The sequence below is a fragment of the Sulfitobacter sabulilitoris genome (assembly GCF_005887615.1).
In the GTDB taxonomy this organism is placed as follows: Bacteria; Pseudomonadota; Alphaproteobacteria; order Rhodobacterales; family Rhodobacteraceae; genus Sulfitobacter_E; species Sulfitobacter_E sabulilitoris.
Map to the genome: position 1 here is coordinate 343518 of NZ_VANS01000002.1, position 25816 is coordinate 369333.

At 59.2% G+C, this 25816-nt stretch carries 24 protein-coding genes; 16 read left to right on the forward strand and 8 right to left on the reverse strand.

The window, feature by feature from the left end:
• Positions 1-384: 384 nt before the first annotated feature.
• The 7 genes from hemJ (at position 385) to FDT80_RS10035 (ending at position 7795) form a co-directional block, all read left to right on the forward strand.
• The gene (gene hemJ, locus FDT80_RS10005) at positions 385-834 is read left to right on the forward strand and encodes a protoporphyrinogen oxidase HemJ (RefSeq protein ID WP_138662142.1); all 450 of its coding nucleotides are present in this window, start codon (positions 385-387) and stop codon (positions 832-834) included.
• A gap of 129 nt (positions 835-963) precedes the next feature.
• Positions 964-2283, forward strand: coding sequence for a transcription termination factor Rho (gene rho, locus FDT80_RS10010; protein WP_138662143.1), 1320 nt, complete (start codon positions 964-966; stop codon positions 2281-2283).
• A 31-nt stretch (positions 2284-2314) separates the two neighbouring features.
• Complete coding sequence (gene mnmE / locus FDT80_RS10015; protein ID WP_138662144.1) at positions 2315-3601, forward strand: tRNA uridine-5-carboxymethylaminomethyl(34) synthesis GTPase MnmE; 1287 nt, start codon at positions 2315-2317, stop codon at positions 3599-3601.
• Between the two features lie 12 nt (positions 3602-3613).
• Positions 3614-5476: a tRNA uridine-5-carboxymethylaminomethyl(34) synthesis enzyme MnmG gene (mnmG, locus tag FDT80_RS10020; RefSeq protein WP_138662145.1), complete on the forward strand. Its 1863-nt coding sequence runs from the start codon at positions 3614-3616 to the stop codon at positions 5474-5476.
• Positions 5473-6087, forward strand: coding sequence for a 16S rRNA (guanine(527)-N(7))-methyltransferase RsmG (gene rsmG, locus FDT80_RS10025; RefSeq protein ID WP_138662146.1), 615 nt, complete (start codon positions 5473-5475; stop codon positions 6085-6087). Before mnmG ends, rsmG begins: the two co-directional genes overlap by 4 nt.
• Complete coding sequence (locus FDT80_RS10030) at positions 6080-6889, forward strand: ParA family protein (protein WP_138662147.1); 810 nt, start codon at positions 6080-6082, stop codon at positions 6887-6889. The genes rsmG and FDT80_RS10030 overlap by 8 nt, the downstream gene beginning before the upstream one ends.
• A gap of 15 nt (positions 6890-6904) precedes the next feature.
• Positions 6905-7795, forward strand: coding sequence for a ParB/RepB/Spo0J family partition protein (locus FDT80_RS10035; RefSeq protein WP_246039919.1), 891 nt, complete (start codon positions 6905-6907; stop codon positions 7793-7795).
• On the opposite strand, the gene hemW is transcribed toward FDT80_RS10035, so the two are convergent.
• From hemW to rph, 3 genes are read right to left on the reverse strand one after another with little or no spacing between them, the layout of a single operon-like run.
• Complete coding sequence (gene hemW / locus FDT80_RS10040; RefSeq protein ID WP_138662148.1) at positions 7792-8949, reverse strand: radical SAM family heme chaperone HemW; 1158 nt, start codon at positions 8947-8949, stop codon at positions 7792-7794. The two genes, FDT80_RS10035 and hemW, sit on opposite strands and share 4 nt — an antisense overlap.
• Entirely contained in the window at positions 8942-9553 is a 612-nt protein-coding gene (gene rdgB / locus FDT80_RS10045; protein WP_138662149.1) for an RdgB/HAM1 family non-canonical purine NTP pyrophosphatase, read from the reverse strand. Before rdgB ends, hemW begins: the two co-directional genes overlap by 8 nt.
• The gene (gene rph / locus FDT80_RS10050) at positions 9550-10263 is read right to left on the reverse strand and encodes a ribonuclease PH (RefSeq protein WP_138662150.1); all 714 of its coding nucleotides are present in this window, start codon (positions 10261-10263) and stop codon (positions 9550-9552) included. The genes rdgB and rph overlap by 4 nt, the downstream gene beginning before the upstream one ends.
• A gap of 142 nt (positions 10264-10405) precedes the next feature.
• On the opposite strand from rph, the gene hrcA reads away from it, so the two are divergent.
• Together hrcA and FDT80_RS10060 are read left to right on the forward strand one after the other, a co-directional pair.
• Positions 10406-11440, forward strand: a complete 1035-nt coding sequence (hrcA, locus tag FDT80_RS10055; RefSeq protein ID WP_138662571.1) for a heat-inducible transcriptional repressor HrcA — start codon at positions 10406-10408, stop codon at positions 11438-11440.
• A gap of 9 nt (positions 11441-11449) precedes the next feature.
• Positions 11450-12013 (forward strand): nucleotide exchange factor GrpE, encoded by a 564-nt coding sequence (locus FDT80_RS10060; protein ID WP_138662151.1) that lies wholly within the window; start codon positions 11450-11452, stop codon positions 12011-12013.
• 55 nt (positions 12014-12068) lie between these two features.
• On the opposite strand, the gene mutS is transcribed toward FDT80_RS10060, so the two are convergent.
• A complete protein-coding gene (gene mutS, locus FDT80_RS10065; protein WP_138662152.1) occupies positions 12069-14705 on the reverse strand; it encodes a DNA mismatch repair protein MutS in 2637 nt (878 codons plus the stop codon).
• Positions 14706-14844: 139 nt separating this feature from the next.
• On the opposite strand from mutS, the gene FDT80_RS10070 reads away from it, so the two are divergent.
• Together FDT80_RS10070 and FDT80_RS10075 are read left to right on the forward strand one after the other, a co-directional pair.
• Positions 14845-17100 carry an NADP-dependent malic enzyme gene (locus FDT80_RS10070; protein ID WP_138662153.1) on the forward strand — a complete coding sequence of 752 codons (2256 nt, stop codon included), beginning with the start codon at positions 14845-14847 and terminating at the stop codon, positions 17098-17100.
• Complete coding sequence (locus tag FDT80_RS10075; RefSeq protein WP_138662154.1) at positions 17100-17969, forward strand: ribokinase; 870 nt, start codon at positions 17100-17102, stop codon at positions 17967-17969. Before FDT80_RS10070 ends, FDT80_RS10075 begins: the two co-directional genes overlap by 1 nt.
• Here FDT80_RS10075 and msrA read toward each other — a convergent pair.
• The gene (gene msrA / locus FDT80_RS10080; protein WP_138662155.1) at positions 17966-18634 is read right to left on the reverse strand and encodes a peptide-methionine (S)-S-oxide reductase MsrA; all 669 of its coding nucleotides are present in this window, start codon (positions 18632-18634) and stop codon (positions 17966-17968) included. The two genes, FDT80_RS10075 and msrA, sit on opposite strands and share 4 nt — an antisense overlap.
• Positions 18635-18782: 148 nt before the next feature.
• Here msrA and FDT80_RS10085 point away from each other — a divergent pair, with 148 nt between their 5' ends.
• From FDT80_RS10085 to FDT80_RS10095, 3 genes are all read left to right on the forward strand, one after another.
• The gene (locus FDT80_RS10085; RefSeq protein ID WP_138662156.1) at positions 18783-19691 is read left to right on the forward strand and encodes a D-amino acid aminotransferase; all 909 of its coding nucleotides are present in this window, start codon (positions 18783-18785) and stop codon (positions 19689-19691) included.
• On the forward strand, positions 19691-20392 hold the full coding sequence (locus FDT80_RS10090; RefSeq protein WP_138662572.1) for a sulfotransferase-like domain-containing protein: 702 nt from the start codon (positions 19691-19693) through the stop codon (positions 20390-20392). Before FDT80_RS10085 ends, FDT80_RS10090 begins: the two co-directional genes overlap by 1 nt.
• 92 nt (positions 20393-20484) lie before the next feature.
• On the forward strand, positions 20485-20901 hold the full coding sequence (locus FDT80_RS10095; RefSeq protein ID WP_138662157.1) for a DUF7282 domain-containing protein: 417 nt from the start codon (positions 20485-20487) through the stop codon (positions 20899-20901).
• An 83-nt stretch (positions 20902-20984) separates the two neighbouring features.
• On the opposite strand, the gene FDT80_RS10100 is transcribed toward FDT80_RS10095, so the two are convergent.
• Positions 20985-22208, reverse strand: a complete 1224-nt coding sequence (locus FDT80_RS10100; protein ID WP_138662158.1) for an argininosuccinate synthase — start codon at positions 22206-22208, stop codon at positions 20985-20987.
• A gap of 131 nt (positions 22209-22339) precedes the next feature.
• Here FDT80_RS10100 and ilvA point away from each other — a divergent pair, with 131 nt between their 5' ends.
• Positions 22340-23584 carry a threonine ammonia-lyase IlvA gene (gene ilvA, locus FDT80_RS10105; RefSeq protein ID WP_138662159.1) on the forward strand — a complete coding sequence of 415 codons (1245 nt, stop codon included), beginning with the start codon at positions 22340-22342 and terminating at the stop codon, positions 23582-23584.
• A gap of 20 nt (positions 23585-23604) precedes the next feature.
• Here ilvA and FDT80_RS10110 read toward each other — a convergent pair whose 3' ends face one another.
• Positions 23605-23934, reverse strand: coding sequence for an Hpt domain-containing protein (locus FDT80_RS10110; protein ID WP_138662160.1), 330 nt, complete (start codon positions 23932-23934; stop codon positions 23605-23607).
• Positions 23935-24088: 154 nt separating this feature from the next.
• On the opposite strand from FDT80_RS10110, the gene FDT80_RS10115 reads away from it, so the two are divergent.
• Complete coding sequence (locus tag FDT80_RS10115; protein ID WP_138662161.1) at positions 24089-25363, forward strand: PP2C family protein-serine/threonine phosphatase; 1275 nt, start codon at positions 24089-24091, stop codon at positions 25361-25363.
• Here FDT80_RS10115 and FDT80_RS10120 read toward each other — a convergent pair.
• Entirely contained in the window at positions 25360-25797 is a 438-nt protein-coding gene (locus FDT80_RS10120; protein WP_138662162.1) for an NUDIX hydrolase, read from the reverse strand. The two genes, FDT80_RS10115 and FDT80_RS10120, sit on opposite strands and share 4 nt — an antisense overlap.
• Positions 25798-25816: the final 19 nt, after the last annotated feature.

Consider the following 25816-nt stretch of genomic DNA (forward strand, 5'->3'; position numbering starts at 1 on the left):
GATTAAGAATTCGTTAGGGATTTCTTTTGCGTAAAATCCGGGCGCAACACAACCCGGGCACAACCGCGCGCCTCCACCGGGTTTGCCGGTTTCTGTCCCAATGGGTAAAAGGACAACACGACCCGTGGGGAAAATTCCAAAGTTCCTGAACAATCACCAGATTTATCCACATGGAAACCAAGACTTATCTATGTAAGGCATTGACTTAAATATAAATTATTATTCTTTATGATCATGGGGCCGGTTTGAACGATCAGTTGTCAACATCTGGATAACTACAGGTGGAACCCATTAATCCACAGAATTTCCAATCCCTAACTACATCATCATCCTTTTATCTTTCTTTATTTATATTAAGGAGGGCGGACCCGTCCGGAGCCTGCTATGACCGATTTACTCTTTACCGCTTACCCCTGGATCAAGGCCCTGCATATCATGGCCGTCATCGCATGGATGGCCGGGCTGTTTTACCTGCCAAGACTGTTTGTCTATCATGCTGAACAGGTCGGTCTCGACGGTACGACACACGCGCTGTTCCAGACAATGGAGATGAAGCTGCTGCGCGTGATCATGAACCCGGCGATGATTGCGACCTGGATCTTTGGAATCCTGTTGGTCGGCATACCCGGGGTGGTCGATTGGTCGCTTGTCTGGCCTTGGACAAAGGCCGCAGGCGTGATCGCAATGACGGCGTTTCATATGTGGCTGGCGGGTCGCCGCCGTGGGTTTGCCCGTGGTGAAAATTCCCTGACGGGCCGCCAGTACCGGATGATGAACGAAGTGCCAACGCTTCTGATGGTGCTGATCGTCCTGTCCGTGGTGGTCAAGTTCTAGGCAGATTGACTCGCACGCCTGCGCGGCTTATGTCCGACGTCACCACCCCGTCCGGGGATGGCGCAGACCCGAATTTCAAATGACACGTCCAGTCCATGCAACATGCGTGGGGCCGGCAAAGGTTTTCCAATGACAACTGACATCTCAATCGACGCACCGACCGCGGCTGACGGCTCCGACACCATCGAGACGCTGAACCTTGCCGACCTCAAGGCGAAAAGCCCCAAGGACCTTCTGGCAATGGCGGAAGAGCTTGAGATCGAGAACGCCTCGACGATGCGCAAGGGCGACATGATGTTCCAGATCCTGCGCGAACGCGCGGATGAAGGCTGGGAAATCTTCGGTGACGGCGTTCTCGAAGTTTTGCAGGACGGCTTTGGCTTTCTGCGCTCGCCCGAGGCGAACTATCTGCCGGGGCCCGATGACATCTATGTCTCGCCGGAAATGATCCGGCAGTATTCCTTGCGCACCGGTGACACGATTGACGGCCTGATCAAGGCCCCTGACGACAGCGAGCGCTATTTTGCCTTGATCGGCGTCAGCAAGATCAACTTTGAAGAACCCGAACAGGCCAAACATAAAGTCGCCTTTGAAAACCTGACGCCGCTGTATCCGGACGAGCGTCTGACGATGGAAGTCGACGATCCGACGATCAAGGACCGCTCCGCCCGGATCATCGACCTGGTATCGCCGATCGGCAAAGGCCAGCGTTGCCTGATCGTGGCGCCGCCGCGTACGGGTAAAACCGTGCTTTTGCAAAACATCGCAAACTCCATCGAGAAAAATCACCCCGAGTGTTACCTGATCGTCCTTTTGATCGACGAGCGCCCGGAAGAGGTGACCGACATGCAAAGGTCGGTGAAAGGCGAGGTCGTCTCCTCGACCTTTGACGAACCTGCGACCCGCCACGTCGCGGTGTCCGAAATGGTAATCGAAAAAGCGAAACGCCTGGTTGAGCACAAGCGCGATGTCGTCATCTTGCTTGATTCGATTACGCGCCTCGGTCGCGCTTTCAACACGGTCGTTCCGTCATCCGGCAAGGTGCTGACCGGTGGTGTGGATGCCAACGCCCTGCAACGCCCCAAGCGGTTCTTTGGTGCCGCGCGGAACATCGAGGAAGGTGGATCGCTGACAATCATCGCGACCGCCTTGATCGACACGGGCAGCCGGATGGACGAGGTCATCTTTGAGGAATTCAAAGGCACCGGCAACTCCGAGATCGTTCTGGATCGCAAGATTGCGGACAAGCGCGTGTTCCCGGCCATCGACATCCTCAAGTCCGGCACGCGGAAAGAGGATTTGCTGGTGGACAAGATCGACCTGCAAAAAACATTTGTCCTGCGGCGCATCCTGAACCCGATGGGTACGACAGATGCTATCGAGTTCCTGATCTCGAAACTGAAGCAGACCAAAACAAACTCTGACTTCTTTGACTCCATGAACACCTGACTTGTTCTTTTAGAACAATGGGTTAGTGAAAATGAAAACGATCTTTGCCTTGGCTTCGGCCCAGGGGCGCGCGGGCGTCTCTGTCATCCGCATTTCTGGACCCGAGGCATTCCAGGTCGCGCAGAACATGGCAGGAGACTTGCCACCGCCCCGGTCCAGCGGGCTGCGGGTTTTGCATGATGGGCAGGGGGCCCCGATCGATCAGGCGCTGGTCCTGACCTTTGAAGGCCCCAACAGCTTTACCGGAGAAGACGTTGTCGAGTTCCAGGTTCATGGAAGCATCGCAGTCGTGCGCGCAGTTTTGTCGGAATTGTCCCTTGATCCTGCTGCAAGGCTGGCGGAGGCTGGTGAGTTCACGCGGCGCGCGTTGGAAAATGGTCGTCTGGATTTGCCGAAGGTCGAGGGGCTTGCAGATCTGATCGATGCGGAAACCGAGGCGCAGCGCAAACAGGCATTGCGCGTCTTGTCCGGTGATCTTGGCCGGAAAGTCGAAGGCTGGCGGAAAGACCTGATCCGCGCCGCGGCGCTGATCGAAGCGACCATAGATTTCGTGGATGAAGATGTTCCTGTGGATGTGACCCCCGAGGTCGAAACGTTGCTGGCGGGCGTACAGGATGCGCTGGACAAGGAAATCAAGGGAACGCTGGTGGCCGAGCGGATCCGGAGCGGCTTTGAAGTTGCGATTGTCGGGCCACCCAACGCAGGCAAATCGACGTTGTTGAATGCACTCGCCGGGCGCGACGCGGCAATAACATCAGAAATTGCTGGTACCACCCGCGATATCATCGAGGTTCAGATGGATCTTGGTGGGCTGCCCGTGACGCTTTTGGATACGGCTGGTCTGCGGGATGGACAGGACGCGATAGAACTTATCGGCGTAGAACGTGCGATTTCACGTGCAAAATCTGCGGATCTTCGCGTTTTCCTTGTGACCTCAGCCGAGGAGCTGCCGGTCTTGCCGGAGCCTGACGACATCGTTCTGAGGCCGAAGGCGGATCAGTTGAGTGACAAGGGCGGCGCGGTTTCAGGCAAAACCGGTGAAGGCGTGAGCGAGCTTATCAGCCGAATTCAGGCAATTTTTCAAGACCGTGCGCAAGTTGTGGGGGTCGCGACGCATGATCGCCACAGGATCGCAATGGAACGCGCGCGCGACGATCTGAGTGCAGCCGCTGAACGCCTCTCATACGGGCCGGAGTTTTATGATATCTCCGCCGAAGAACTAAGATCAGCGATTCGATCTCTTGAATCGCTTGTCGGTCGTATCGACGTGGAAAACCTGTTAGACGAAATATTCTCGAGTTTTTGCGTTGGAAAGTAGGGAGTGTTTCACGTGAAACATTTTGATGTCGTTGTTATCGGCGGTGGCCATGCAGGCGCGGAAGCGGCGCATGCCGCAGCGCGGTCGGGGGCCAAGACCGCGTTGGTTACCATGTCTCGGCTGGGTATCGGCGTCATGTCCTGCAACCCTGCCATAGGCGGGCTGGGAAAAGGGCATCTGGTTCGCGAGATTGACGCGTTGGATGGCGTGATGGGTCGTGTTGCAGACCGTGCCGGTATTCAATTTCGACTTTTGAACCGTCGAAAAGGACCGGCAGTGCAGGGCCCCCGCGCCCAGGCTGATCGCAAGATCTACCGCGAAACCATGCTTGCAGAAATGGAAGCAACGGAAAATCTTGAAATCCTCATTGGTGAAGCTGTCGATTTCGTTTTTGACGACCAGGCCGTCGGCGGTGTCGTGCTGCGCGATGGCAGCGAAATCCGCGCGACATCGGTCATCTTGACGACAGGCACGTTTTTGCGCGGCGTCATTCATATCGGTGATGTGTCTCGTCCGGGTGGGCGCATGGGTGACAATCCGTCCGTTCAACTGGCCGAGCGGATAGATTCCTTCGGGCTGCCGCTGGGGCGTTTAAAAACTGGAACACCCCCAAGGCTGGATGGCCGAACCATTGATTGGGAATGTCTGGAAAGCCAGCCAGGCGATGAAGAGCCGACGCTGTTTTCATTTCTGTCGAAAAGCACGTCAGCACGTCAGATTTCTTGCGGTATTACCCACACCAACGAGCGTACCCACGAGATCATTCGCCTTAACCTGGAAAGATCGGCGATGTACGGCGGTCATATCGACGGAGTGGGGCCGCGTTACTGCCCCTCTATCGAAGACAAGGTTATCCGGTTTTCCGACAAGTCATCCCATCAGGTGTTTCTGGAACCGGAGGGAGTGGAAGACCATACGGTTTACCCGAACGGTATTTCCACGTCCCTGCCGGAGGATGTTCAGGAAGAATACGTCAGATCAATCAAAGGGTTGGAACGCGCCAAGATTGTGCAGCCAGGGTACGCAATCGAGTATGATTACGTCGATCCCCGTGCTTTGGATTCGTCATTGGCGGTGAAAACGGTTCCCGGGCTGTATCTGGCCGGGCAGATCAATGGTACGACTGGATACGAAGAGGCAGCGGCGCAGGGGATGGTTGCGGGCCTGAATGCAGCGCGACGCGCCAAGCGGCATGACCCGGTCATCTTTTCCAGATCCCAAAGTTATATCGGGGTTATGATCGACGACCTCATCACACGGGGTGTTTCCGAACCATATCGGATGTTCACGTCACGCGCGGAATTCAGGCTTTCCTTGCGCGCTGACAACGCCGACCAGCGCTTGACACCGGTCGGGATCGAACTTGGATGTGTTTCCGACCACCGTAAGAATTTGTTTCAGGCCAAAATGGAGCGGCTTGAGCAGGGGAGGTCGGTATTGGCCGACGCCAGCTTCACGCCCAAGCAGGCGGCTTCGGTCGGTATCAAGATCAATATGGATGGTGCGCGACGCACAGCGATGCAGTTGCTTGCATACCCGGGTGTGGAATTTTCCGACCTTGAATCGCTTGATAGCCGCTTGTCGACCGTCGATGAAGAAACACGGTCACAACTGGCCAAAGAAGCGCTCTATGCAAATTACTTGCATCGGCAGCAGCGTGACATCGATTTGATGCAGAAAGACGAAGCGTTGATCATTCCATCGGATTTCGATTATTCGTGCTTGGAAGGGCTGTCCAACGAGTTGAAAACAAAGTTGGAAAAGGTCAGACCGATGACCTTGGCGCATGCGGGGCGGATTGATGGTATGACCCCAGCGGCGCTCACCGTTGTTCTGGCCTCGTTGCGAAAAACGAAGAGTAAGAAGTCAGCATGAGCGTTGAGTGGCAAGAGACGTTTAATGTTTCACGTGAAACATATGATGATCTGACAAGATATGCCGAGTTGGTCGGACGGTGGACGCAGAAGATCAATCTGATCTCAAAAGCAAGCCTGCAGGATATTTGGCAGCGGCATATCTGGGATTCGGCGCAGATTTACGACCTGGGAGAGCCCAAAGGAACGTGGCTGGACATCGGAAGCGGCGGCGGCTTTCCGGGTATCGTCGTTGCAATCATGGCCAAGCGGGACAATCCCGCGCGTAAGGTGGTTTTGGTCGAGAGCGATCAAAGGAAAGCCGCTTTCCTGCGAACGGTCATCCGCGAATTGCAGTTGAATGCCAGCGTTGAAGCGACAAGAATCGAAGCCTTGGATCCCGCAGGTGCCACTGTCGTGTCCGCGAGGGCGTTGGCCAGCTTGTCACAGCTTCTTGGGTTCGCCGATCGGCACCTTCAAAAGGGAGGGTCGGCGATTTTCATGAAGGGCGCGCAATGGCAGAATGAACTGTCCGAAGCTCAATCAGCATGGTCATTTGACCATCAAGCACATACAAGCCAGACAGATCCAACTGCGGCCGTTCTGTTGATCAAAGGAATACATCGTGCATGATCTCTCGCGCCCGGCGGGGCCAAAAATCATCGCAGTTGCCAACCAAAAAGGCGGTGTCGGCAAAACGACAACCACGATCAACCTTGCGGCCGCGCTGGTCGAAGCTGGCCAGAGGGTTCTGGTTGTTGATCTCGATCCGCAAGGAAACGCATCGACGGGCCTTGGCATCGAGATGGACGACAGGGAATTTACGACCTACGAACTGTTGCTTGAGGATATTGAGCTTTCCTCTGTCGTATTGACGACGGCCACGGACGGGTTGCTGATCGTGCCGGCCACGGTTGACCTTAGTTCCGCTGACCTGGAATTGATTTCCAACGAAAAGCGCAGTTTCCTTCTGCATGACGCGTTGAGGCAAACCCAAATGGACAGCTACGATCTGGACTATATCTTGATTGATTGTCCACCGTCGCTCAACCTGTTGACGGTCAATGCCATGATCGCCGCGCATTCGGTTCTGATACCTTTGCAAAGCGAATTTTTTGCCCTGGAGGGTCTGTCGCAACTTATGCTGACAATTCGCGAAGTTCGGCAAAGCGGCAACAAGGATTTGCGGATCGAGGGCGTCGTGCTGACCATGTACGACAAGCGAAACAACCTGTCTCAGCAGGTCGAGCAGGATGCGCGGGACAACCTTGGCGAACTGGTGTTCAAGACACGCATTCCCAGAAATGTGAGGGTCAGCGAAGCGCCATCATTTGCGATGCCGGTCCTGAGTTATGATAGCGGATCGAAGGGTGCGGCGGCTTACAGGGATCTGGCGCGCGAAGTCTTGAGCAATAACGCCGCAATGGCAGTGTAAGAAGGGCAGGAAAAGATGGAAAAAAAGCGTGGTCTTGGTCGCGGCCTCTCGGCTTTGATGGCAGATGTCAACGAGACAGAGCAGTCGGCGTCAAAAGGACCCTCGGCCGCGGAGCAGTATGTTCCTATCGAGCGCGTGGCCCCGAACCCCGAACAGCCTCGCAAACGGTTCGAACAGGGCGACTTGGATGATCTTGCGGCGTCAATCAAGGAAAAGGGCGTCATACAACCTTTGATCGTGCGTGCCCGGGACGGCGGTAATTTTGAAATCGTGGCGGGTGAGCGCCGCTGGCGCGCCGCGCAGCTTGCACAATTGCATGAACTTCCGGTCATCGTCCGCAGCTTTACGGATGTCGAAGTGCTGGAAGTTGCGATTATCGAAAACATCCAGCGGGCCGATCTTAACCCTATCGAAGAGGCGGCGGGCTATCGGCAGTTGATGGATAAATTCGGCCATACGCAGGAAAAAATGGCCGAAGCACTCGGAAAAAGCCGGAGTCATATTGCCAACCTGCTTCGGCTACTGAACCTGCCGGGGTCGGTTCTGGACATGGTGCGCGAAGGCGAGCTTAGCTCGGGTCACGCGCGTGCTTTGATCACGTCGAGTAACCCGGAAAAACTGGCGCGACAGATTGTCGAAGGTGGATTGTCTGTTCGGGCGACCGAAGCCTTGGTCAAAAAGGAGCAGTCAGCCGCCGACGATAATATCTTCGGAAAACCCGACAAGACCGCGCGCGCGGCTGAGAAGGATGCCGATACCAAAGCGCTGGAGGGCGATCTGTCTGCGAATTTGGGGATGAAGGTCGTTCTGAATCACAAACCGGGGCAAGAAAACGGTGCAATGACGCTTCATTACACGTCGCTTGAGCAACTTGACGAGCTGTGTAGAATGTTGACCGGCGATTAAGCGCCCAAAAGTTCTCTGATCACTGCGTTAAGGACCATAAACCCTTGATCGGTAACTTTAATTTTGGATTTCTGGGTTTCGATTATACCCAGGTCAGTGAGGGCGTCCAAGCGTTCCCGAGGGAGCGGAGAGCCGTTCAGATTTGCATAACGGGCCAGATCAAGCCCGTCCTTCAACCTCAGACCCATCATCAAAAATTCGTTGGCCTGATCGCCGGATGACAGGGCGGTTCGAGGCTTTTCCGCCTCGTTCGACTGAACCGCGGCAAGCCAACGGGTTGGGTTGCTGTAGCATTCCGTGGCCCATCGCGCGCCACAAAGTGTAAGCCGCCCATGGGCGCCCGGGCCAATTCCGATGTAATCGCCGTAGCGCCAATAGATCAGATTGTGCCTCGATTGTGCCCCATCGCGAGCGTGGTTTGACACCTCGTAGGCGGGCATCCCATGCCTTTCGCACAGTTCCTGGGTCAAAATGTACATATCCGCGCCCAGATCCTCGTCTGGCAGGCCGCGCAGTTTTCCGGCGGCATAGCGATCGCCAAAGGCAGTGCCCTGTTCGACGGTCAACTGGTAAAGGGACAGATGATCAATAGCCAGCGACAGTGCCTGATCCAACTCTGACTTCCAACTTGCAAGGCTTTGATCCTGTCGGGCGTACATGAGGTCAAAGCTGACGCGCTCGAAAGTATTGCGGGCGATATCGAAGGCTTTCAGCGCCTCTTGTGTGGTGTGGATTCGACCCAAACGGCGCAAATCGTCATCGTTCAGAGCCTGGATACCCATCGAGATGCGGTTGACGCCGCCCTGGCGATACGCGGCGAACCGGGTTGCTTCCACCGATCCGGGGTTTGCCTCGAGCGTGATTTCCAGATCGTTGGCGGTTGGCCAAAGCCTGCGTATTTCCTCGATCACGGCAGCGACGGTGTCGGGGTCCATCAAACTGGGAGTACCGCCGCCAAAAAACACCGAGGTCAGGACCCGCCCAGGGGTCTCAAGCGCCGCGCGGCGGATTTCGCTCAGGTACGCATCGCGCCAGGCCGTTTGATCGATGCTGCGCGAAACATGGCTGTTGAAGTCGCAATAGGGGCACTTCGCCTCGCAGAACGGCCAATGGATATAAAGGCCGAAGCCGCCGTTTGTCCAATCCTCAGCCAAAGCAACCCACGATCAGTTTTGCAAAGGCATCCGCGCGGTGGCTGATGCGGTTTTTTTCCTCGAAGGGCATCTCGGCAAAGGTCATGTCATACCCGTCCGGCTGGAACATGGGATCATACCCGTGACCGATTTGTCCGCGCATCGGCCAGACTAGGGTTCCGTTCACCTTGCCCTCGAATACCTCGTCATGCCCATCGGGCCATGCCAGCACGAGCGTTGCACGAAACCGCGCCCGGCGGGGATGGGGCGCGTTCCGTTCTTCCAGAAGGGTATGTGTCTTGGTCATCGCCATGACAAAATCGCGACCATCCGGCGTTTCGGCCCAATCGGCGGTATAGACACCCGGCGCGTTATCAAGCGCCTCGACCTCGATCCCGGAATCGTCCGACAGCGCGGGCATGCCGGTCGCTTTTGCCGCGGCATGTGCTTTGATCCGCGCATTGCCGACAAAGGTGGTTTCGGTTTCTTCAGGCTCGGGCAGGTTCATCGCCGCCGCACCCACGACCGTGACGTCGAAGGGATGGAACAGTTTTTCCATCTCCTCCAGTTTGCCGGCGTTATGGGTCGCGATCAGGATGCGATCGCCCGCAAAAGCCCGTGTCATGCCGTTGCTGCCTTTTGCGCGGCGACCAGTTCGGCCACGCCTTTTTCCGCCAGATCCATCAGCTTGTTCATCTGATCGCGGGAATAGGTCGATCCTTCGGCGCTCATCTGCACTTCGATCAGTTGCCCGGTGCCGGTCATGATGAAGTTTCCGTCCACGCCGGCTTCGCTGTCCTCGGGGTAATCGAGGTCAAGGACCGGTTGGCCGGCATAAATACCGCAGCTTACCGCGGCGACCGGGTCAACCAGCGGATCGCTGATCACATCGCCTGCCTTCATCAGTTTGTTCACGGCAAGGCGCAAAGCGATCCAGCCGCCGGTGATCGAGGCGCAGCGCGTTCCGCCATCGGCCTGCAAGACGTCGCAATCCACCGTGATCTGGCGTTCGCCCAGGGCGACGCGGTCAACACCGGCGCGCAGGGACCTGCCGATCAGGCGCTGAATTTCCACTGTGCGCCCGCCCTGTTTTCCGTTGGCCGCTTCGCGCCGCATCCGCGTGTTGGTCGCGCGCGGAAGCATGCCGTATTCGGCCGTGACCCAGCCAAGACCAGAGCCCTTGATAAACGGCGGCACCCGGTCTTCGATTGTCGCGGTGCACAGGACATGGGTATCGCCCACCTTGATCAGGGCAGACCCTTCGGCGTGTTTGGTGAAGCCCGTTTCGATGGAAACGGCTCGCATTTCGTTCAGCTCTCGGCCAGAGGGGCGCATATCATATCCTTTGTTTGATCCTCACCGGATAGCGCCCGTGGGGCGCTGGATGCAACCCCGATTGAATTATCCGGGCCGTGCGCTTTTATATAGGATCGGATAGGATAACCGCATGAGTGAGACACCAAGACTTCTTGACGAAATGAACGACCGGTCGCGGGAAGTGTTCCGCCGCGTGGTCGAAGGATACCTTGCCAGTGGTGATCCGGTGGGGTCGCGGACCCTGACCCGCGATTTCAGCGAAAAGGTCAGTGCTGCGACCATTCGCAACGTCATGCAGGATCTGGAGTTTCTGGGCCTGCTGGACAGCCCGCATGTCAGCGCCGGGCGCATACCGACGCAGTTGGGGTTGCGGATGTTCGTGGATGGTCTGCTTGAGATCGGGAACCCGGACGAAACCGACCGCGAAAAGATCGACGCGACGCTGGGCAGCAACGAAACCGACGTCGGAGGGCTGCTGGACCGTGTCGGATCGGCGCTTTCGGGTGTCACGCAAGGGGCATCGTTGGTTCTGACCCCAAAGCATGAAGCACCGATAAAGCATATCGAGTTCGTGTCACTGGCGCAGAATCGCGCGCTGGTGGTTCTGGTCTTTGCCGATGGGCACGTCGAAAACCGCCTGTTCACGCCGCCGCCCGGTCAGACGCCCAGTTCGATGCGCGAAGCCGCCAACTTTTTGAATGCGTTGATCGAAGGCAAAACCCTGAGCGAGTTGCGGACCAGCATCCAGATCCAGATCAAGGCCCGCCGACAGGAAATCGATTCGCTTGCTCAGGCGCTGGTGGAAAGCGGTCTGGCGCTTTGGGACGGAGATAACGATCAGATTGAACGCCTGATCGTGCGGGGGCGGGCCAACCTGCTGTCCACGGACGGTGAAGCGGAGGACGTGGAGCGCATTCGCAGGCTTTTTGACGACCTTGAGCGCAAGCGTGATATTGCCGAATTCCTCGAGTTGGCCGAAGGCGGTGACGGCGTGCGCATTTTTATCGGCTCGGAGAATAAACTTTTCTCACTTTCGGGTTCCTCTCTGGTGGTTTCCCCATATATGAACGCTGATCGTAAGATAATTGGCGCCGTTGGCGTCATTGGTCCGACGCGACTGAACTATGGACGGATTGTGCCGATCGTGAACTACACGGCGCAACTGGTCGGGAAATTGATCTCGGACCGGAATTAGAGGTGAGATATGGCAGAGCCGAAGAACGACGATTTTCTGGACGACATCGAGGCCGCAACTGCGGAGGAGTTCGCCGAGAATGATGCGGAAATAGACGAAGAGGCGCTGGAGGTGGAAACCCTGCGCGCGGAGCGGGACGAACTGCGGGATCGGTTCATGCGCGCGCTGGCGGATGCCGAGAACGCACGCAAGCGGTCCGAGAAGGACAGGCGCGAAGCCGAGAATTACGGCGGGTCCAAGCTGTCGCGCGATATGTTGCCGGTGTACGACAACCTGAAGCGGGCGCTCGAAGCGGCGACGGACGACCAGAAAGAAGTGTCTGGTGCGCTGATCGAAGGTATCGAATTGACCATGCGAGAGTTGCTCAGCGTATTCAAGAAGCACGGAATCGAGATGATTGCACCTGAGGTCGGGGACCGGTTCGATCCCAAGCTCCATCAGGCGATGTTCGAAGCTCCGGTGCCCGATACCAAGGCGGGCGACATCATTCAGGTCGCCGCCGAAGGTTTCATGCTGCATGACCGTTTGTTGCGCCCCGCCCAGGTGGGCGTATCGTCGACGCCCGGCAAGTGAGGAAAATCCTGCCTTTGGCGGAGGTCTTCCACGTTGCGTGAACACCAGGAGGCGGTCAGGATCTGGCCGCCTCTTTCAATTTGTAGAGCAGGTCGAGCGCGTCACGGGGCGACAGTTCATCCGGCTGGATCTGGGCAAGCGCATCTTCGAGTGCCGATGATTTTGCCGGCCTCGCGGCAGGGCTGGGTGACACGGCAAACAGAGGAAGATCATCGATCAGGGTTTTCTGTGTCGCACCGCCCTCGCGCTCTCCCTTTTCCAGCGCCTCGAGGACGACGCGCGCGCGGGCGATCACGCTGTCCGGCAGGCCCGCCAATTGCGCCACCTGAACACCGTAGGACCGGTCGGCGGCGCCTTTGCGGACCTCGTGGAGAAAGATGACCTCGCCGTTCCATTCCTTTACCGTGACGGTTGCGTTGTCGACGCCGGGCAGCTTGCCGGCAAGAGCCGTCATTTCGTGGTAGTGGGTCGCGAACAGCGCACGGGCCCGGTTGACATCGTGCAGATGCTCCAGCGTGGCCCAGGCGATGGACAGGCCATCGTATGTCGCGGTTCCGCGTCCGATCTCGTCCAGGATAACCAATGCCCTGTCATCGGCCTGGTTGAGGATTGCCGCGGTTTCGACCATCTCGACCATAAAGGTCGATCTGCCGCGCGCCAGATCGTCAGAAGCGCCGACACGGCTGAACAATTGGCTGATCAGTCCGATATGTGCCGACGTTGCAGGCACGAAACACCCCGTCTGGGCCACCAGCGCTATGATCGCGTTCTGCCGCAGAAAGGTGGATTTGCCCGCCATGTTGGGACCGGTCAGAAGCCACACTTTGGCGGCATCCGCATTTGCGGACAGATCGCAATCATTGGCGATGAAGGCCGCGCCGGACTGCGCCTTCAATGCGCGTTCGACAACGGGATGCCGGCCGCCGATGATGTCGAACGCGCGGCTGTTGTCCACCTTCGGTCTGACCCAGTTTTCCGTCACTGACAGTTCGGCCAGTGCGGTGGCAAGATCAAGCTCGGCCAACGCGGCCGCGGCGGTGCCGATCCCCGCAGCATGGGACAGAACAGAGGATTTCAGTTCCTCGTAGAGCCGCTTTTCGATGTCGATGGCACGTGCGCCCGCGTTCAGGATCTTGGTTTCAAGCTCGGACAGTTCGACAGTCGTGAAACGCACCTGGTTTGCCGTTGTCTGCCGGTGGATGAACATATCGGAATACGGTGCCGACAACATTTTCTGCGCATGGGTCGCGGTGGTTTCGATGAAATAGCCCAGAACGTTGTTATGCTTGATCTTGAGGGACGAAATACCCGTATCAGTGACGAACTGTGCCTGCATCCGTGCGATGACCGATCGGCCCTCGTCGCGCAGTTGACGGGCCTCGTCGAGGTCGGCATCGAGGCCGGGTGCCACGAACCCGCCGTCACGGATCAGCAGCGGAGGGTCGGCCACGAGGGCGGCGTCGAGCCGGTCGATCAGATCATCATGGCCTGAGAGCTGATGCGCTGCGTCACGCAAAAGGTCGGGCAGCGCAGCCGGATCGAGCCTGGCGTGCAACAGCGATGCTTGCGTCAGACCGTTTCGGATCGCGGCAAGGTCACGGGGCCCGCCACGATCAAGCGAAAGACGGGACAGGGCGCGGTCAAGATCGGGGACTTTGCGCAGGTCGTCGCGAATTGTCGAGGTCAGCGCGGCCTCGTGGACGCAGTACTCGACGGCATCAAGGCGCCGTTGAACCGTGTCTAGCACCCGCGAGGGGCTGGACAGTCGCCGTTCCAGCAATCGGCCGCCGCCGGCTGTCACGGTCTTGTCCATCACCGACAGTAGCGATCCCGATCGCCCCCCGCCCAGCGATTGGGTCAGTTCCAGATTTCTGCGCGTGGCCGCGTCGATTTGCACCGTGCGCTGTTCCGCTTCTTTCTGAGGCGGGCGCAGCAGGGGCAAATTGCCTTTCTGGGTGATCTCCAGGTATTCGACGATCGCACCCATCGCCGAAACCTCGGCGCGGTCGAAGGTGCCGTAGGCGTCCAATGCTCCGACGTTGAAGACGTCACAAAGACGCTTTTCCGCGCTGCCGCTGTCGAATGCCGACCGCGCGAGACCAGTCAGCGCCACGCCGAAATCAGAGACTGTTTCATAAAGTTCAGTCTCTTTCGCTTCGGATACGATCAGTTCGGACGGGGCGAGCCGCGCGAGTTCCGGACCAAGGCGAACCGGCGTCAGTGGCATGACGTGAAACGCGCCAGTCGAGATATCGACCCACGCCAAAGCGGCCGCATCGCGAACCTCGGCAAAGGCGGCAAGATAATTGTGCCGCCGCGCGTCAAGCAGCGATTCCTCTGTCAGGGTGCCGGGCGTGACAAGCCGGACGACATCACGGTGCACGACCGATTTGGACCCGCGTTTTTTGGCCTCTGCCGGGCTTTCCATCTGTTCGCAGACCGCAACGCGGAAGCCCTTTCTGATCAGTGTCAGCAGGTAACCTTCGGCGGAGTGGACCGGCACGCCGCACATCGGAATGTCTTTGCCGTCATGTTTGCCGCGCTTGGTCAGTGCGATGTCCAGCGCTTCGGCGGCGGCGACCGCATCGTCAAAGAACATCTCGTAGAAGTCGCCCATGCGGTAGAACAGCAACGCACCTGAATGCGCGGCCTTGATATCGAGATATTGAGCCATCATCGGCGTTACGGTCATGGTCGGGCCCCCGGGCAGATCAGGGCGGACCTTACAAACCGTGGCCGACAGGTAAAAGCCATGAATTCGCTAAAGCATTGAGGCATCGCACGCAGTGGGCTAGAACGCGCAAGCCCCTATTCCAAGAAAGGCCTGCCCCATGTCGAAGATCCGCGTGACCGCCGAAGAGGCGCTTGCCTTTCACCTTGAACCCAGCCCCGGCAAATTCGAAATCACCGCAACCGTGCCGATGACGACACAGCGCGATCTGAGCCTTGCGTATTCGCCCGGTGTCGCCGTTCCCTGCGAGGCGATCGCGGCCAATCCGCAGACGGCCTATGACTATACCAACAAGGGCAACCTGGTCGCAGTGATATCGAACGGGACGGCGGTTCTGGGTCTGGGCAACCTTGGTGCGCTGGCCTCCAAGCCGGTGATGGAAGGCAAGGCGGTTCTGTTCAAGCGGTTTGCCGACGTCAATTCAATCGATATCGAACTGGACACGGAGGATACGGATGCCTTTGTGAACGCGGTCAAGCTGATGGGGCCGACGTTCGGCGGGATCAACCTCGAGGATATCAAGGCGCCGGAATGTTTCATCATCGAGCAGCGCCTGAAGGAAGAGATGGACATTCCGGTCTTTCATGACGACCAGCATGGCACCGCCGTGATCTGTGCGGCGGGGTTGCTGAATGCCTTGCACATCTCGGGCAAGAAGATCGAAGACGTGAGGATCGTTCTGAACGGGGCAGGGGCCGCGGGCATTGCATGTCTTGAACTGCTGAAAGCGATGGGCGCGCGGCACCAGAACTGCATCATGTGCGACACCAAGGGCGTGATCTATCAGGGGCGTACCGAGGGCATGAACCAGTGGAAGTCGGCACATGCGGTCGCCACGGACATGCGGACGCTGACCGAAGCGATGAAGGACGCGGACGTATTCCTGGGGGTCAGCGTCAAGGGGGCGGTGACGCAGGACATGGTTGCCAGCATGGCCGACAACCCGGTCATTTTCGCAATGGCCAATCCTGATCCGGAAATCACGCCGGAAGACGCCCACGCGGTGCGCATGGACGCCATCGTCGCAACAGGGCGCAGCGATTACCCCAACCAGGTCAACAACGTGCTCGGGTTCCCTTACCTGTTTCGCGGGGCGCTCGATATCAACGCGCGGGCGATCAACGACGAGATGAAGATCGCCTGCGCCCATGCGCTGGCCAATCTTGCGCGCGAAGATGTGCCGGACGAAGTTGCGCTCGCCTATGGCAAGAACCTGACCTTTGGGCGCGACTACATCATTCCGACGCCGTTCGATCCGCGGCTTATTCACCGCATTCCGCCCGCCGTCGCCAAGGCCGGGATGGATACGGGCGCCGCCCGTCGTCCGATCATCGACATGGATGCCTACGAGCTGTCCTTGAAGTCGCGGATGGACCCGACGGCCAACATATTGCGCGGTATCAATGCGCGGGCGCGGGCCAATCAGGCGCGAATGATTTTTGCCGAAGGCGACGATCCGCGCGTGCTGCGCGCGGCGGTCAATTACCAACGGTCCGGGCTGGGCAAGGCGCTGGTGGTCGGCCGGGCCGATGATGTGAAGGCCAAGCTTGAGCTGGCCGGCATGGGTGACGCGGTGCGCGAGCTTGAGGTAGTGAATGCCGCGAATACCATGCATCTGGATGCCTACAAAAGCTTCTTGTACGAGCGACTACAACGCAAAGGGTACGATGCGTCCGATATTCACCGGTTGGCCGCGCGGGACAGGCACGTCTTTTCCGCGTTGATGCTGGCGCACGGGCATGGCGATGGATTGGTGACAGGGGCCACCCGGAAATCCGCGCATGTCCTTGAACGTATCAACCACGTGTTCGATGCGGATGCCGCGCATGGTGCGGCGGGCATCACCGCGTTGCTGCACAGGGGGCGCATCGTTCTGATCGCCGATACGCTGGTGCATGAATGGCCGAACGAGGAAGATCTCGCGACGATCGCAGAACGCGCCGCGACCGTTGCGCGGAACTTGGGGCTTGAACCGAGGGTGGCCTTTGTCAGCTTTTCGACCTTTGGTTATCCGGTGTCGGAGCGGGCGGAAAAGATGCATCTGGCACCCGAAGTGCTGGACCGGCGCGGCGTCGGTTTCGAATATGAAGGCGAGATGACTGTCGATGTGGCGTTGAACGCGCGATCGCAAACAGCCTATCCGTTCTCGCGGTTGACGGGGCCGGCGAATATTCTGGTTGTTCCTGCCCGCCACTCGGCCAGTATTTCTGTCAAGCTGATGCAGGAAATGGCGGGGGCCACCGTAATTGGCCCGATCCTGGCCGGCGTGGATCGGTCGATTCAGATCTGTTCGACCGTATCGACGGCGAACGATGTTCTGAACATGGCGGTTCTGGCTGCCTGCAAGGTGGGGTGATGACGCTTTTCAACCTTGGATCGATCAATGTGGACAAGGTGTACCGCGTTTCACATCTGCCGGGTCCGGGGGAAACATTGGCCGCGACCGGGTTTCAGCAGGGGCTTGGCGGCAAAGGCGCCAATATGTCGGTGGCCGCTGCCCGCGCGGCGGCGCGGATCACGCATATAGGCGCGGTCGGCGCCGATGGGCGCTGGGCGGTCGAGCGGATGATGGAATACGGTGTCGATACGCGCCATATCGCGGTGACGGAGACAGCGACGGGGCATGCCATCATCTGTGTCGACGATGCGGGTGAAAATTCGATCGTTCTGTTTCCCGGCGCTAACCGCATCATTTCCGATGCAATGATCGGTCAGGCGCTGTCGCAAGCCTCGCCCGGGGATACGCTTATCATGCAAAACGAAACCAATGGCCAGGTTACGGCGGCCCGAATGGCGCGCGATCTCGGTCTGCGCGTGGCCTATGCCGCTGCCCCGTTCGAGGCATCGGCGGTTCAGGAGGTTCTGGGGTTGATCGACCTGCTGGTCCTGAACGAGGTGGAAGCCACGCAATTAGAGACCGAAACAGGCTCTAACCTGAAAGATTTGGGCGTATCCGACATTATCGTGACGCTGGGGTCCAAGGGGTGCCGCTGGTTGTCGGATGAAGGCGTTATGCACTTTGACGCCATTCCGGTCACGCCGGTCGATACAACCGGCGCCGGTGACACCTTTACCGGATACCTGGTGGCCGGGCTGGACCGGAAGATGCCCATGGCGCAGGCGATCGGGCTTGCCACGCGGGCCGCGGCCTTGATGGTGACGCGGCACGGAACCGCGGATGTGATTCCCGACCTGAAGGAAATTCAGGATCAGACGTTCGGTTAGCTTCCGGCGAAGGGCGCCGCGTCGCCCCAAAGCTCCTTGACGCGCGCGTCGCGCTTGCAGCCCTCGCGATACCGTTTGTAGGCGACCGATTTCTTGACGCCGATGCCGACGCTGGTGAACGCCAGACGGTCGTCGCTTTTGTAGTAGTCCTGGTGATAGTCGTCGGCCGGGTAGAACGGCGCGGGTCCCAGAACGGGGGTGACGACCGGCATGCCAAGGTCTGCCGCCGCCTTGGCCTTGGCCGCTTTGGCGGCGGCGGCCTGTGCGGTGTCTGCGGCGAAGATCGCGGTCCGGTAGCTTTCGCCCCTGTCGCAGAATTGCCCGCCGGCGTCTGTCGGGTCGATCGAGCGGAAAAACAGGTGCAGCAGCGTGTCGTCGCTGACCACGGCCGGGTCATAGGTGATCTGAACCGCCTCGTAGTGCCCGGTGCCGCCCGCGACGACCTGTTTGTAGGTCGGGTTGGGAACGCTGCCGCCGGCAAAGCCTGAAACGGCTTCGGTCACGCCTTTCACCTTTTCGAAATCGGCCTCCACGCACCAGAAACACCCGCCGGCGACGGTCAGTGTTTCCAGTTCGGCGGCTTGAGTGGTCTTGGACTGCGCGAAAAGACCGACAGCGATCATTCCGATCAAGGCGACGGTCTTGAGGGTGGTTATTCGCATCATGCTATCCTCCTGTCCGGTCAGGAGTAGCTTGGGATCGCATGGTCTGACAATTCACGCTCCTGCGATGTCACACAGCGGTGATCGCATTTTACCGCTTGGCATCCGGAGCGCCGGTTTCTAGCGTTCGGTGAAACGGAAAGGGCGCGCAATGCAGGACCATGTTACAACCCACCAAGCCGAAGAGGACGCCCGCAACGAGGCGATCAAGATCTATCTGAACGGGCGGATCGTGCCAAAGGCAGAGGCGGTTGTCAGCGTTTATGACAGCGGTTTCATGCTGGGTGACGGCGTGTGGGAGGGTCTGCGGCTGTATGATGGGACATGGGCGTTCATGGATGAGCACCTGGACCGGCTGTTCGAGGCCGCCAAGGCGATAGATCTGGATATCGGACTGGACCGCGCGGCCGTGCGGCAGGCAATCGTGGACACGCAGGCCGCGAACGACATGACGACGGATGCGCATGCGCGGCTGATGGTGACGCGCGGGGTCAAGACGCGGCCGTTTCAGCACCCCTCGCTGTCGCGGTCTGGGCCCACGGTCACGATCATCATGGAACATTCGCGCCCAAGCATTCCGCGGCCCATCCGGCTGGCCACGGTGCCGCATTTGCGGGGCCTGCCGATGACGCAGGACCCAAAACTGAACAGTCATTCCAAGCTGAACTGCATCCTTGCCTGCATCGCCGCCGAAAAGGCGGGGGCGGACGAGGCGCTGATGCTGGATCTGCATGGGTTCGTGAACACCACCAATGCCTGCAACTTTTTCATCGTCCGCAAAGGCGCGGTTTGGACAAGTACGGGCGATTATTGCATGAACGGCATCACCCGCCAAAAGGTGATCGATCTGTGCCGCGCCAGCGACATCCCGGTGTTCGAGAGGAATTATTCACTGGTCGATACCTACGGCGCCGACGAGGCGTTTCTGACCGGGACCTTTGGTGCACAGACGCCGGTGGCAAGTATCGACGGGCGACAGATCGGGACAGGGGAGATGGGCGAGGTGACCAAGCGCATTCGGACGCTTTACAAGGATCTGATCGCGCGGGAGTGTGCATGATGCGTATTGCGATGTGGTCCGGGCCGCGCAACCTGTCGACGGCGATGATGTACAGCTTTGGCGCGCGCCGCGACATGACGGTGATGGACGAACCTTTTTACGCGCCTTACCTCGCCGCGTCCGGCGTCGATCACCCCATGCGGGACGATATCCTGCGTGCTCATGAAACCGACCCTGTCGCAGTTGCCGCGATTTGTGCGTCCGAGCCGCGCACGACGCCGCATCGGTACATGAAGCACATGCCGCATCACATGTTGCCTGGATTCCCGATGGGGTGGGCGCGGGACTGCGTGAACATTCATCTGATCCGGCACCCCGCGCGGGTGATCGCAAGCTATGCCGCCAAGCGCGAGGCCCCGACGCTAGACGACATCGGCTTTGTGCAGCAGGCGCGGCTGTTCGATGCGCTGGGCGGGCTGGTGGTCGACAGCACAGACATCCGCGCCGACCCAGAGGCCATGCTGCGCCGGGTGTGCGACCGGATCGGGCTGCCGTTCGACCCTGCGATGCTGCGCTGGGCGGCGGGCGCGCGCACGGAAGACGGTATCTGGGCCAGTCATTGGTATGGCGCGGTGCATGCCAGCACCGGGTTTGCCGGGGCCGAGGGGGATCTGCCCGAGCTGAGCGGTGATGACGCCGATCTGGCGGCGCAGGCGATGCCGTTCTACGAAAGGCTTTGGCAGCAGCGGCTGACCGTCTGACGCGACCGGACATTATTTTTTTCGCATCGTGAAACTCTGCCGCGCGGCGTTGCGTGACTTCCCCAGTAACAACAAAAACTGGGAGACTACGAATGAAGTATGTTTTGAATTCTGCGATCGCGCTTGCATTGTCCACGGGCGTGGCCTTTGCCGCTGCACATGCGATGGCCCCGTCGGTCGAAGCCGCCGATCAGGATGTGTCCAACGGTGTCGTCAGCGCCGACAAGATCGTCGCCGGCGCGAACGGCTGGATGGTTGTGCACCGCACCGAGGACGGCATGAAGCCGGGTCCGGTCGTCGGCTACGCCCCCCTGCGCAAAGGTGAAAACGTCGATGTGGCCGCGATCCTGCAGGAAGACGTGAAATCCGGCGACATGCTGATGCTGATGGTCCACGCCGAAGATGGCGGCATGCAGATGGGTGGTTTCGAATACACCCTCGGTGCCAAGGAAGACGGCCCAATCAAGGTGGACGACAAGCTGGTCATGGCCGTCGTCACCGCCAAGTAAGACCTTGATCGCGCCGAAATCCCCACGGCGCGCACAAGACGAGAGACCCGGATCGCTCCCTCGTGATCCGGGTCTTTTCGTTCTTATTTACCTGTCAGGCGCTTGTCGCGCGCGGCCAGAAGCTTCAGCCGCAGGGCGTTCAACTGGATGAAACCGGCGGCGTCCTTTTGGTCATAGGCGCCTGCGTCGTCTTCGAACGTCACATGCGCTTCGGAATAGAGCGAATGATCGGACCAGCGCCCGACGGTGCGCACATGGCCCTTGTACAGTTTCAGCCGTACGGTGCCGGTAACATGGGTCTGACTGGCGTCGATGGCGGCCTGCAACATAGTGCGCTCGGGGCTGAACCAGAACCCGTTATAGATCAGTTCCGCATAGCGCGGCATCAGTTCGTCCTTGAGGTGCATCGCGCCCCGATCGAGGGTGATCGATTCGATCCCGCGGTGCGCTTCGAGCAGGAGGGTGCCGCCGGGGGTTTCATAGATGCCGCGCGACTTCATCCCGACGAACCTTCCCTCGACAAGATCGAGACGACCACAGCCGTGCTTGCCGCCCAGTTCGTTCAGTTTCGTGAGGATGGTGGCGGGCGACATGGCCTCGCCGTTGATGCTGACGGCGTCGCCGCGTTCAAACCCGATTTCGACGTATTCGGGCGTATCGGGCGCCTTTTCGGGATCGACCGTACGCTGATAGACGTAATCGGGCGCATCCACCGCCGGATCCTCGAGCACTTTGCCCTCGGACGATGTGTGCAACAGGTTCGCATCGACCGAAAACGGCGCTTCACCGCGCTTGTCCTTGGCCACGGGAATCTGGTTCAGCTCGGCGAATTCCAGCAGCTTTGTGCGGCTCGACAGGTCCCATTCGCGCCAGGGGGCGATGACCTTGATATCGGGGTTGAGTGCATAGGCGGCCAATTCGAAGCGCACCTGGTCGTTGCCCTTGCCGGTCGCGCCATGGGCCACCGCATCGGCACCCGTCTCGGCGGCAATCTCGACCAGCCGTTTGGAAATCAACGGGCGGGCGATGGATGTGCCCAACAGGTACAGCCCTTCGTAAACCGCGTTGGCGCGGAACATCGGAAAGACGAAATCACGCACGAATTCCTCGCGCACGTCCTCGACGTAGATCTGGCTCGCGCCCATCTGCTCGGCCTTCTTGCGCGCGGGCTCCAGTTCTTCGCCCTGGCCCAGATCGGCGGTGAACGTCACGACCTCGCAGCCGTATTCGGTTTGCAGCCACTTGAGGATGATCGAGGTATCAAGACCGCCGGAATAGGCGAGCACAACTTTTTTCGGCGCAGACATGCAGTTTTCCTTTGTCGGGTTCGCCGTGGGCGATACCGGGTTTTGCGCCTCTGGGCAAGGTGATGCGGCGGCGTTGACCGGCCGGGGCGTTGCGCCTAGTGAATAAGGCCTGCCCGGGACCGGAGAGAGCCATGACGGATCACGACTATGCCAAGGCGGCCCGGATGGCCGAAGAAGAGATGCGCGCGGTGTTTCCCGCGACACCGCTGATGCGCAACGATCACCTGTCGGAGCAGTTCGAGGCGGATATCTGGCTCAAGCGCGAAGACCTGAGCCCGGTGCGGTCCTACAAGCTGCGCGGGGCGTTCAATGCGATGCGCAAGGTGATCGCCGCCAAACCCGATCAGCGCATGTTCGTCTGTGCCAGTGCGGGCAATCACGCGCAGGGTGTCGCATTCATGTGCCGCCATTTCGGGGTCAGCGGCGTGATTTTCATGCCGGTGACCACGCCGCAGCAGAAAATTCAAAAGACCCGCATGTTTGGTGGAGACACTGTCGAGGTGCGGCTGGTCGGCGACTATTTCGACAAGACACTTGTCGCCGCGCAGCAATTCTGCGCCGAGCAGGGCGCGCATTTCCTGTCCCCCTTCGATGATGAGGACGTGATCGAGGGGCAGGCCAGCGTCGCCGTGGAAATCGAGACGCAACTGGGCCATGCACCCGACCGCATCATCCTGCCCGTGGGTGGCGGCGGACTGTCGGCCGGAGTGCGCAGCTATTTTCAGGATGCCTGTGATTATACCTTTGTGGAGCCGTCCGGCGCGCCCAGTCTTGCGCGGGCCCTCGACGTCGGCGCGCCGGTGGATGTGTCGCCGATCAATAGTTTCGTCGATGGCGCCGCGGTGGCCAAGATCGGCGCAAGAACCTTTGCGCGCCTGAAAGGCGTCGCATCGCAAGACGTTGTCCACCTGCCCGAAGACCGCATCTGCACGACGATCATCGAGATGCTGAATGTCGAAGGGATCGTGCTTGAACCCGCGGGGGCGATGGCGATCGAGGCGCTCTGTGATGTGGCGGATGCGATCCGGGGCAAGACGGTTGTCTGTGTGACATCGGGCGGCAACTTTGATTTCGAACGCCTTCCGGAGGTGAAGGAGCGCGCCCAGCGCTATCTTGGCGTCAAGAAATATTTCATCCTGCGCATGCCGCAGCGGCCGGGCGCATTGAAGGAATTCCTGAATATCCTTGGGCCCGAGGATGACATCGCACGGTTCGAGTACCTCAAGAAATCTGCGCGCAATTTCGGGTCTGTCCTGATCGGGATCGAAACCCGCGCGCCAGAGAATTTCGTCACGCTTCTGGCGCAGCTTGACGAGGCTGGCTTTTCCTACACCGACATCACCAACAACGAAACGCTGGCCCAGTTCGTGATCTGAGTTGCGCGATCCGGCCCGAGTTACCCGGCGCGCAACTCCGGCAGATCGGACAGGAACCGCGCCCTTGACGCGGCATAGGATTGCAGGACCTCGGGCAGGTTCACCAGATCGCTCTGTCCACGGGCGGCAAGGTCTTCGCCATTCTGGCAGACGGCCGAGAATTCCGTGAAGCCAAGGCTCATCGCGCACCCCCTGAGTGCGTGGAGTGCGGAGGCCATATTACAGGGCGCCTGGCTTTGCAGCACGCTCAGACCGTCATCCACTTCGGTCAGGAAGATCTCTATGATTTCCTCGAAATCATCAGGGCCGACCTCGTCTCTCAGCTGCGCCACATGGGTCCAATCAATCATTCGCCTGCTCCTTCGATTGGCTGGGAATATCGGCGTAAACCCTTAATAAATTAATATCTTTTCATTTTTCGACTTTTTGAGGATCTGGCTTCATCCATCATTAGGTGTCGGGTGGTAACTAGTGCGCATTCGTACCTGAAAGACGACGTGCAGCATGACATCCCTCGCGCCTGTTTCCGATCAGACCGATCCGGTGGTTGCGCCTGATGCGCGGCGGCTGGTGTTGATCGTCGATGACAGTCGGCTTCAGCGCAAGATCCTGAACAGCGCGTTGATCCGTTGGGGGTACGAGGTAGCCGAGGCGGACTCCGCTGAAAGGGCGCTCGAGATGTGCAAGGACCGCCTGCCGGACCTGGTCTTGAGCGACTGGATGATGGATGGCATGTCCGGGCTGGAATTTTGTCAGAAATTCCGTGACCTGTCGGTCGACAAGTACGGGTATTTCATTCTGCTGACATCCAAGAACAACAAGGGCGAGGTGGCGCGTGGACTGGATGCCGGCGCGGATGATTTCCTGAGCAAACCGGTCGACGGAAACGAACTGCGCGCCCGCATGACGGCCGGTGAACGTATCCTGGAAATGCAGCGTGAATTGTCCGCCAAGAACGGAATGATCACCGAGACGCTGGCGGAGTTGCAGCGGCTCTACGATTCCATCGAAACGGATCTTCTCGAGGCGAAGAAGCTGCAGCAGTCGTTGCTGCGCGAACGCTACAAGGTGTTCGACACCGGCGTGCTGTCGCTGATGCTGAAATCCAGCGGCCATGTAGGCGGTGACCTGGTGGGGTTTTATCCGTCCGGGCCGGGGCATCTGGGGCTGTATGCAATCGACGTGTCGGGCCATGGCATCAGCTCCGCGCTGATGACCGCGCGATTGGCCGGGTATCTGTCACCGAACCAGAGCGAGCAGAATATTGCCCTGGAACTGCATGCTGACGGCATCTATCGCTCCCGCCCGCCGTCAGAGGCGATAGAGACGCTGAACGATCTTGTGCTGGATGAGATGGAGACCGAGCACTATTTCACGTTTCTCATGGCCGACATCGACCTCGAGACAGGCTGGGTGACGATCGGGCAGGCGGGGCATCCGCATCCCGTCATTCAACGCCGGGATGGGCGGATCGAATACATTGGCAATGGCGGATTTCCGGTTGGCTTGATGTCGGGGGTCACTTTTTCGCAGTTCGATGCGCGGCTTGAACCCGGTGACCGGCTTTTGATTCTGTCTGACGGGGTGACGGAATGTACTGTCGCGGAGGACGAGATGCTAGGAGAAGACGGCCTGTCTTGCTTGCTGGAGGAGTTGCGCTTCACCAGTGGCCCCGCATTACTGGAAGCGTTGATGTGGCGGCTGACCGAACATGCCGGGCCGGAGGGGTGCAACGACGATGTGTCAGGAATCCTGTTTGAGTACAGCGGGCCCGCTTAGCCGAAATAAGCATTCAGAAACATCCGGTCACCGTCATTTCCCAGCGCTGCGATGGCATCATCGGGCGCGAGCACGATGGTGTGGTGATCCGGCTCTGTCGGGTCGGCGATCTGACGGACCGGGCGCGCGACATAGACATGGCACAGCTTTTCCGCCCAGATCCCATAGTCGGGCATATAGACAAACCGCCGAAACGCCCCGAGGCGACGGGGAAACGCTATGCGCCAGCCGGTTTCCTCCATCACCTCGCGGTGCAGGGTCTGAAGCGGGGCCTCGCCCGGATCTATCCCGCCCCCGGGCAACTGGATATCGGGCGTCTGTCCGGTCTGCAGCGTCAGCAGAACCCGCCGTTCGAGGGGCAATATCGCATAGGCACCCGGGCGCAGTTGATAGCGCTGCGTTGCGTCTGGCGCAGGGCCGATCCGTGGTATCATCAGGGCCTGCCCTCTTTTC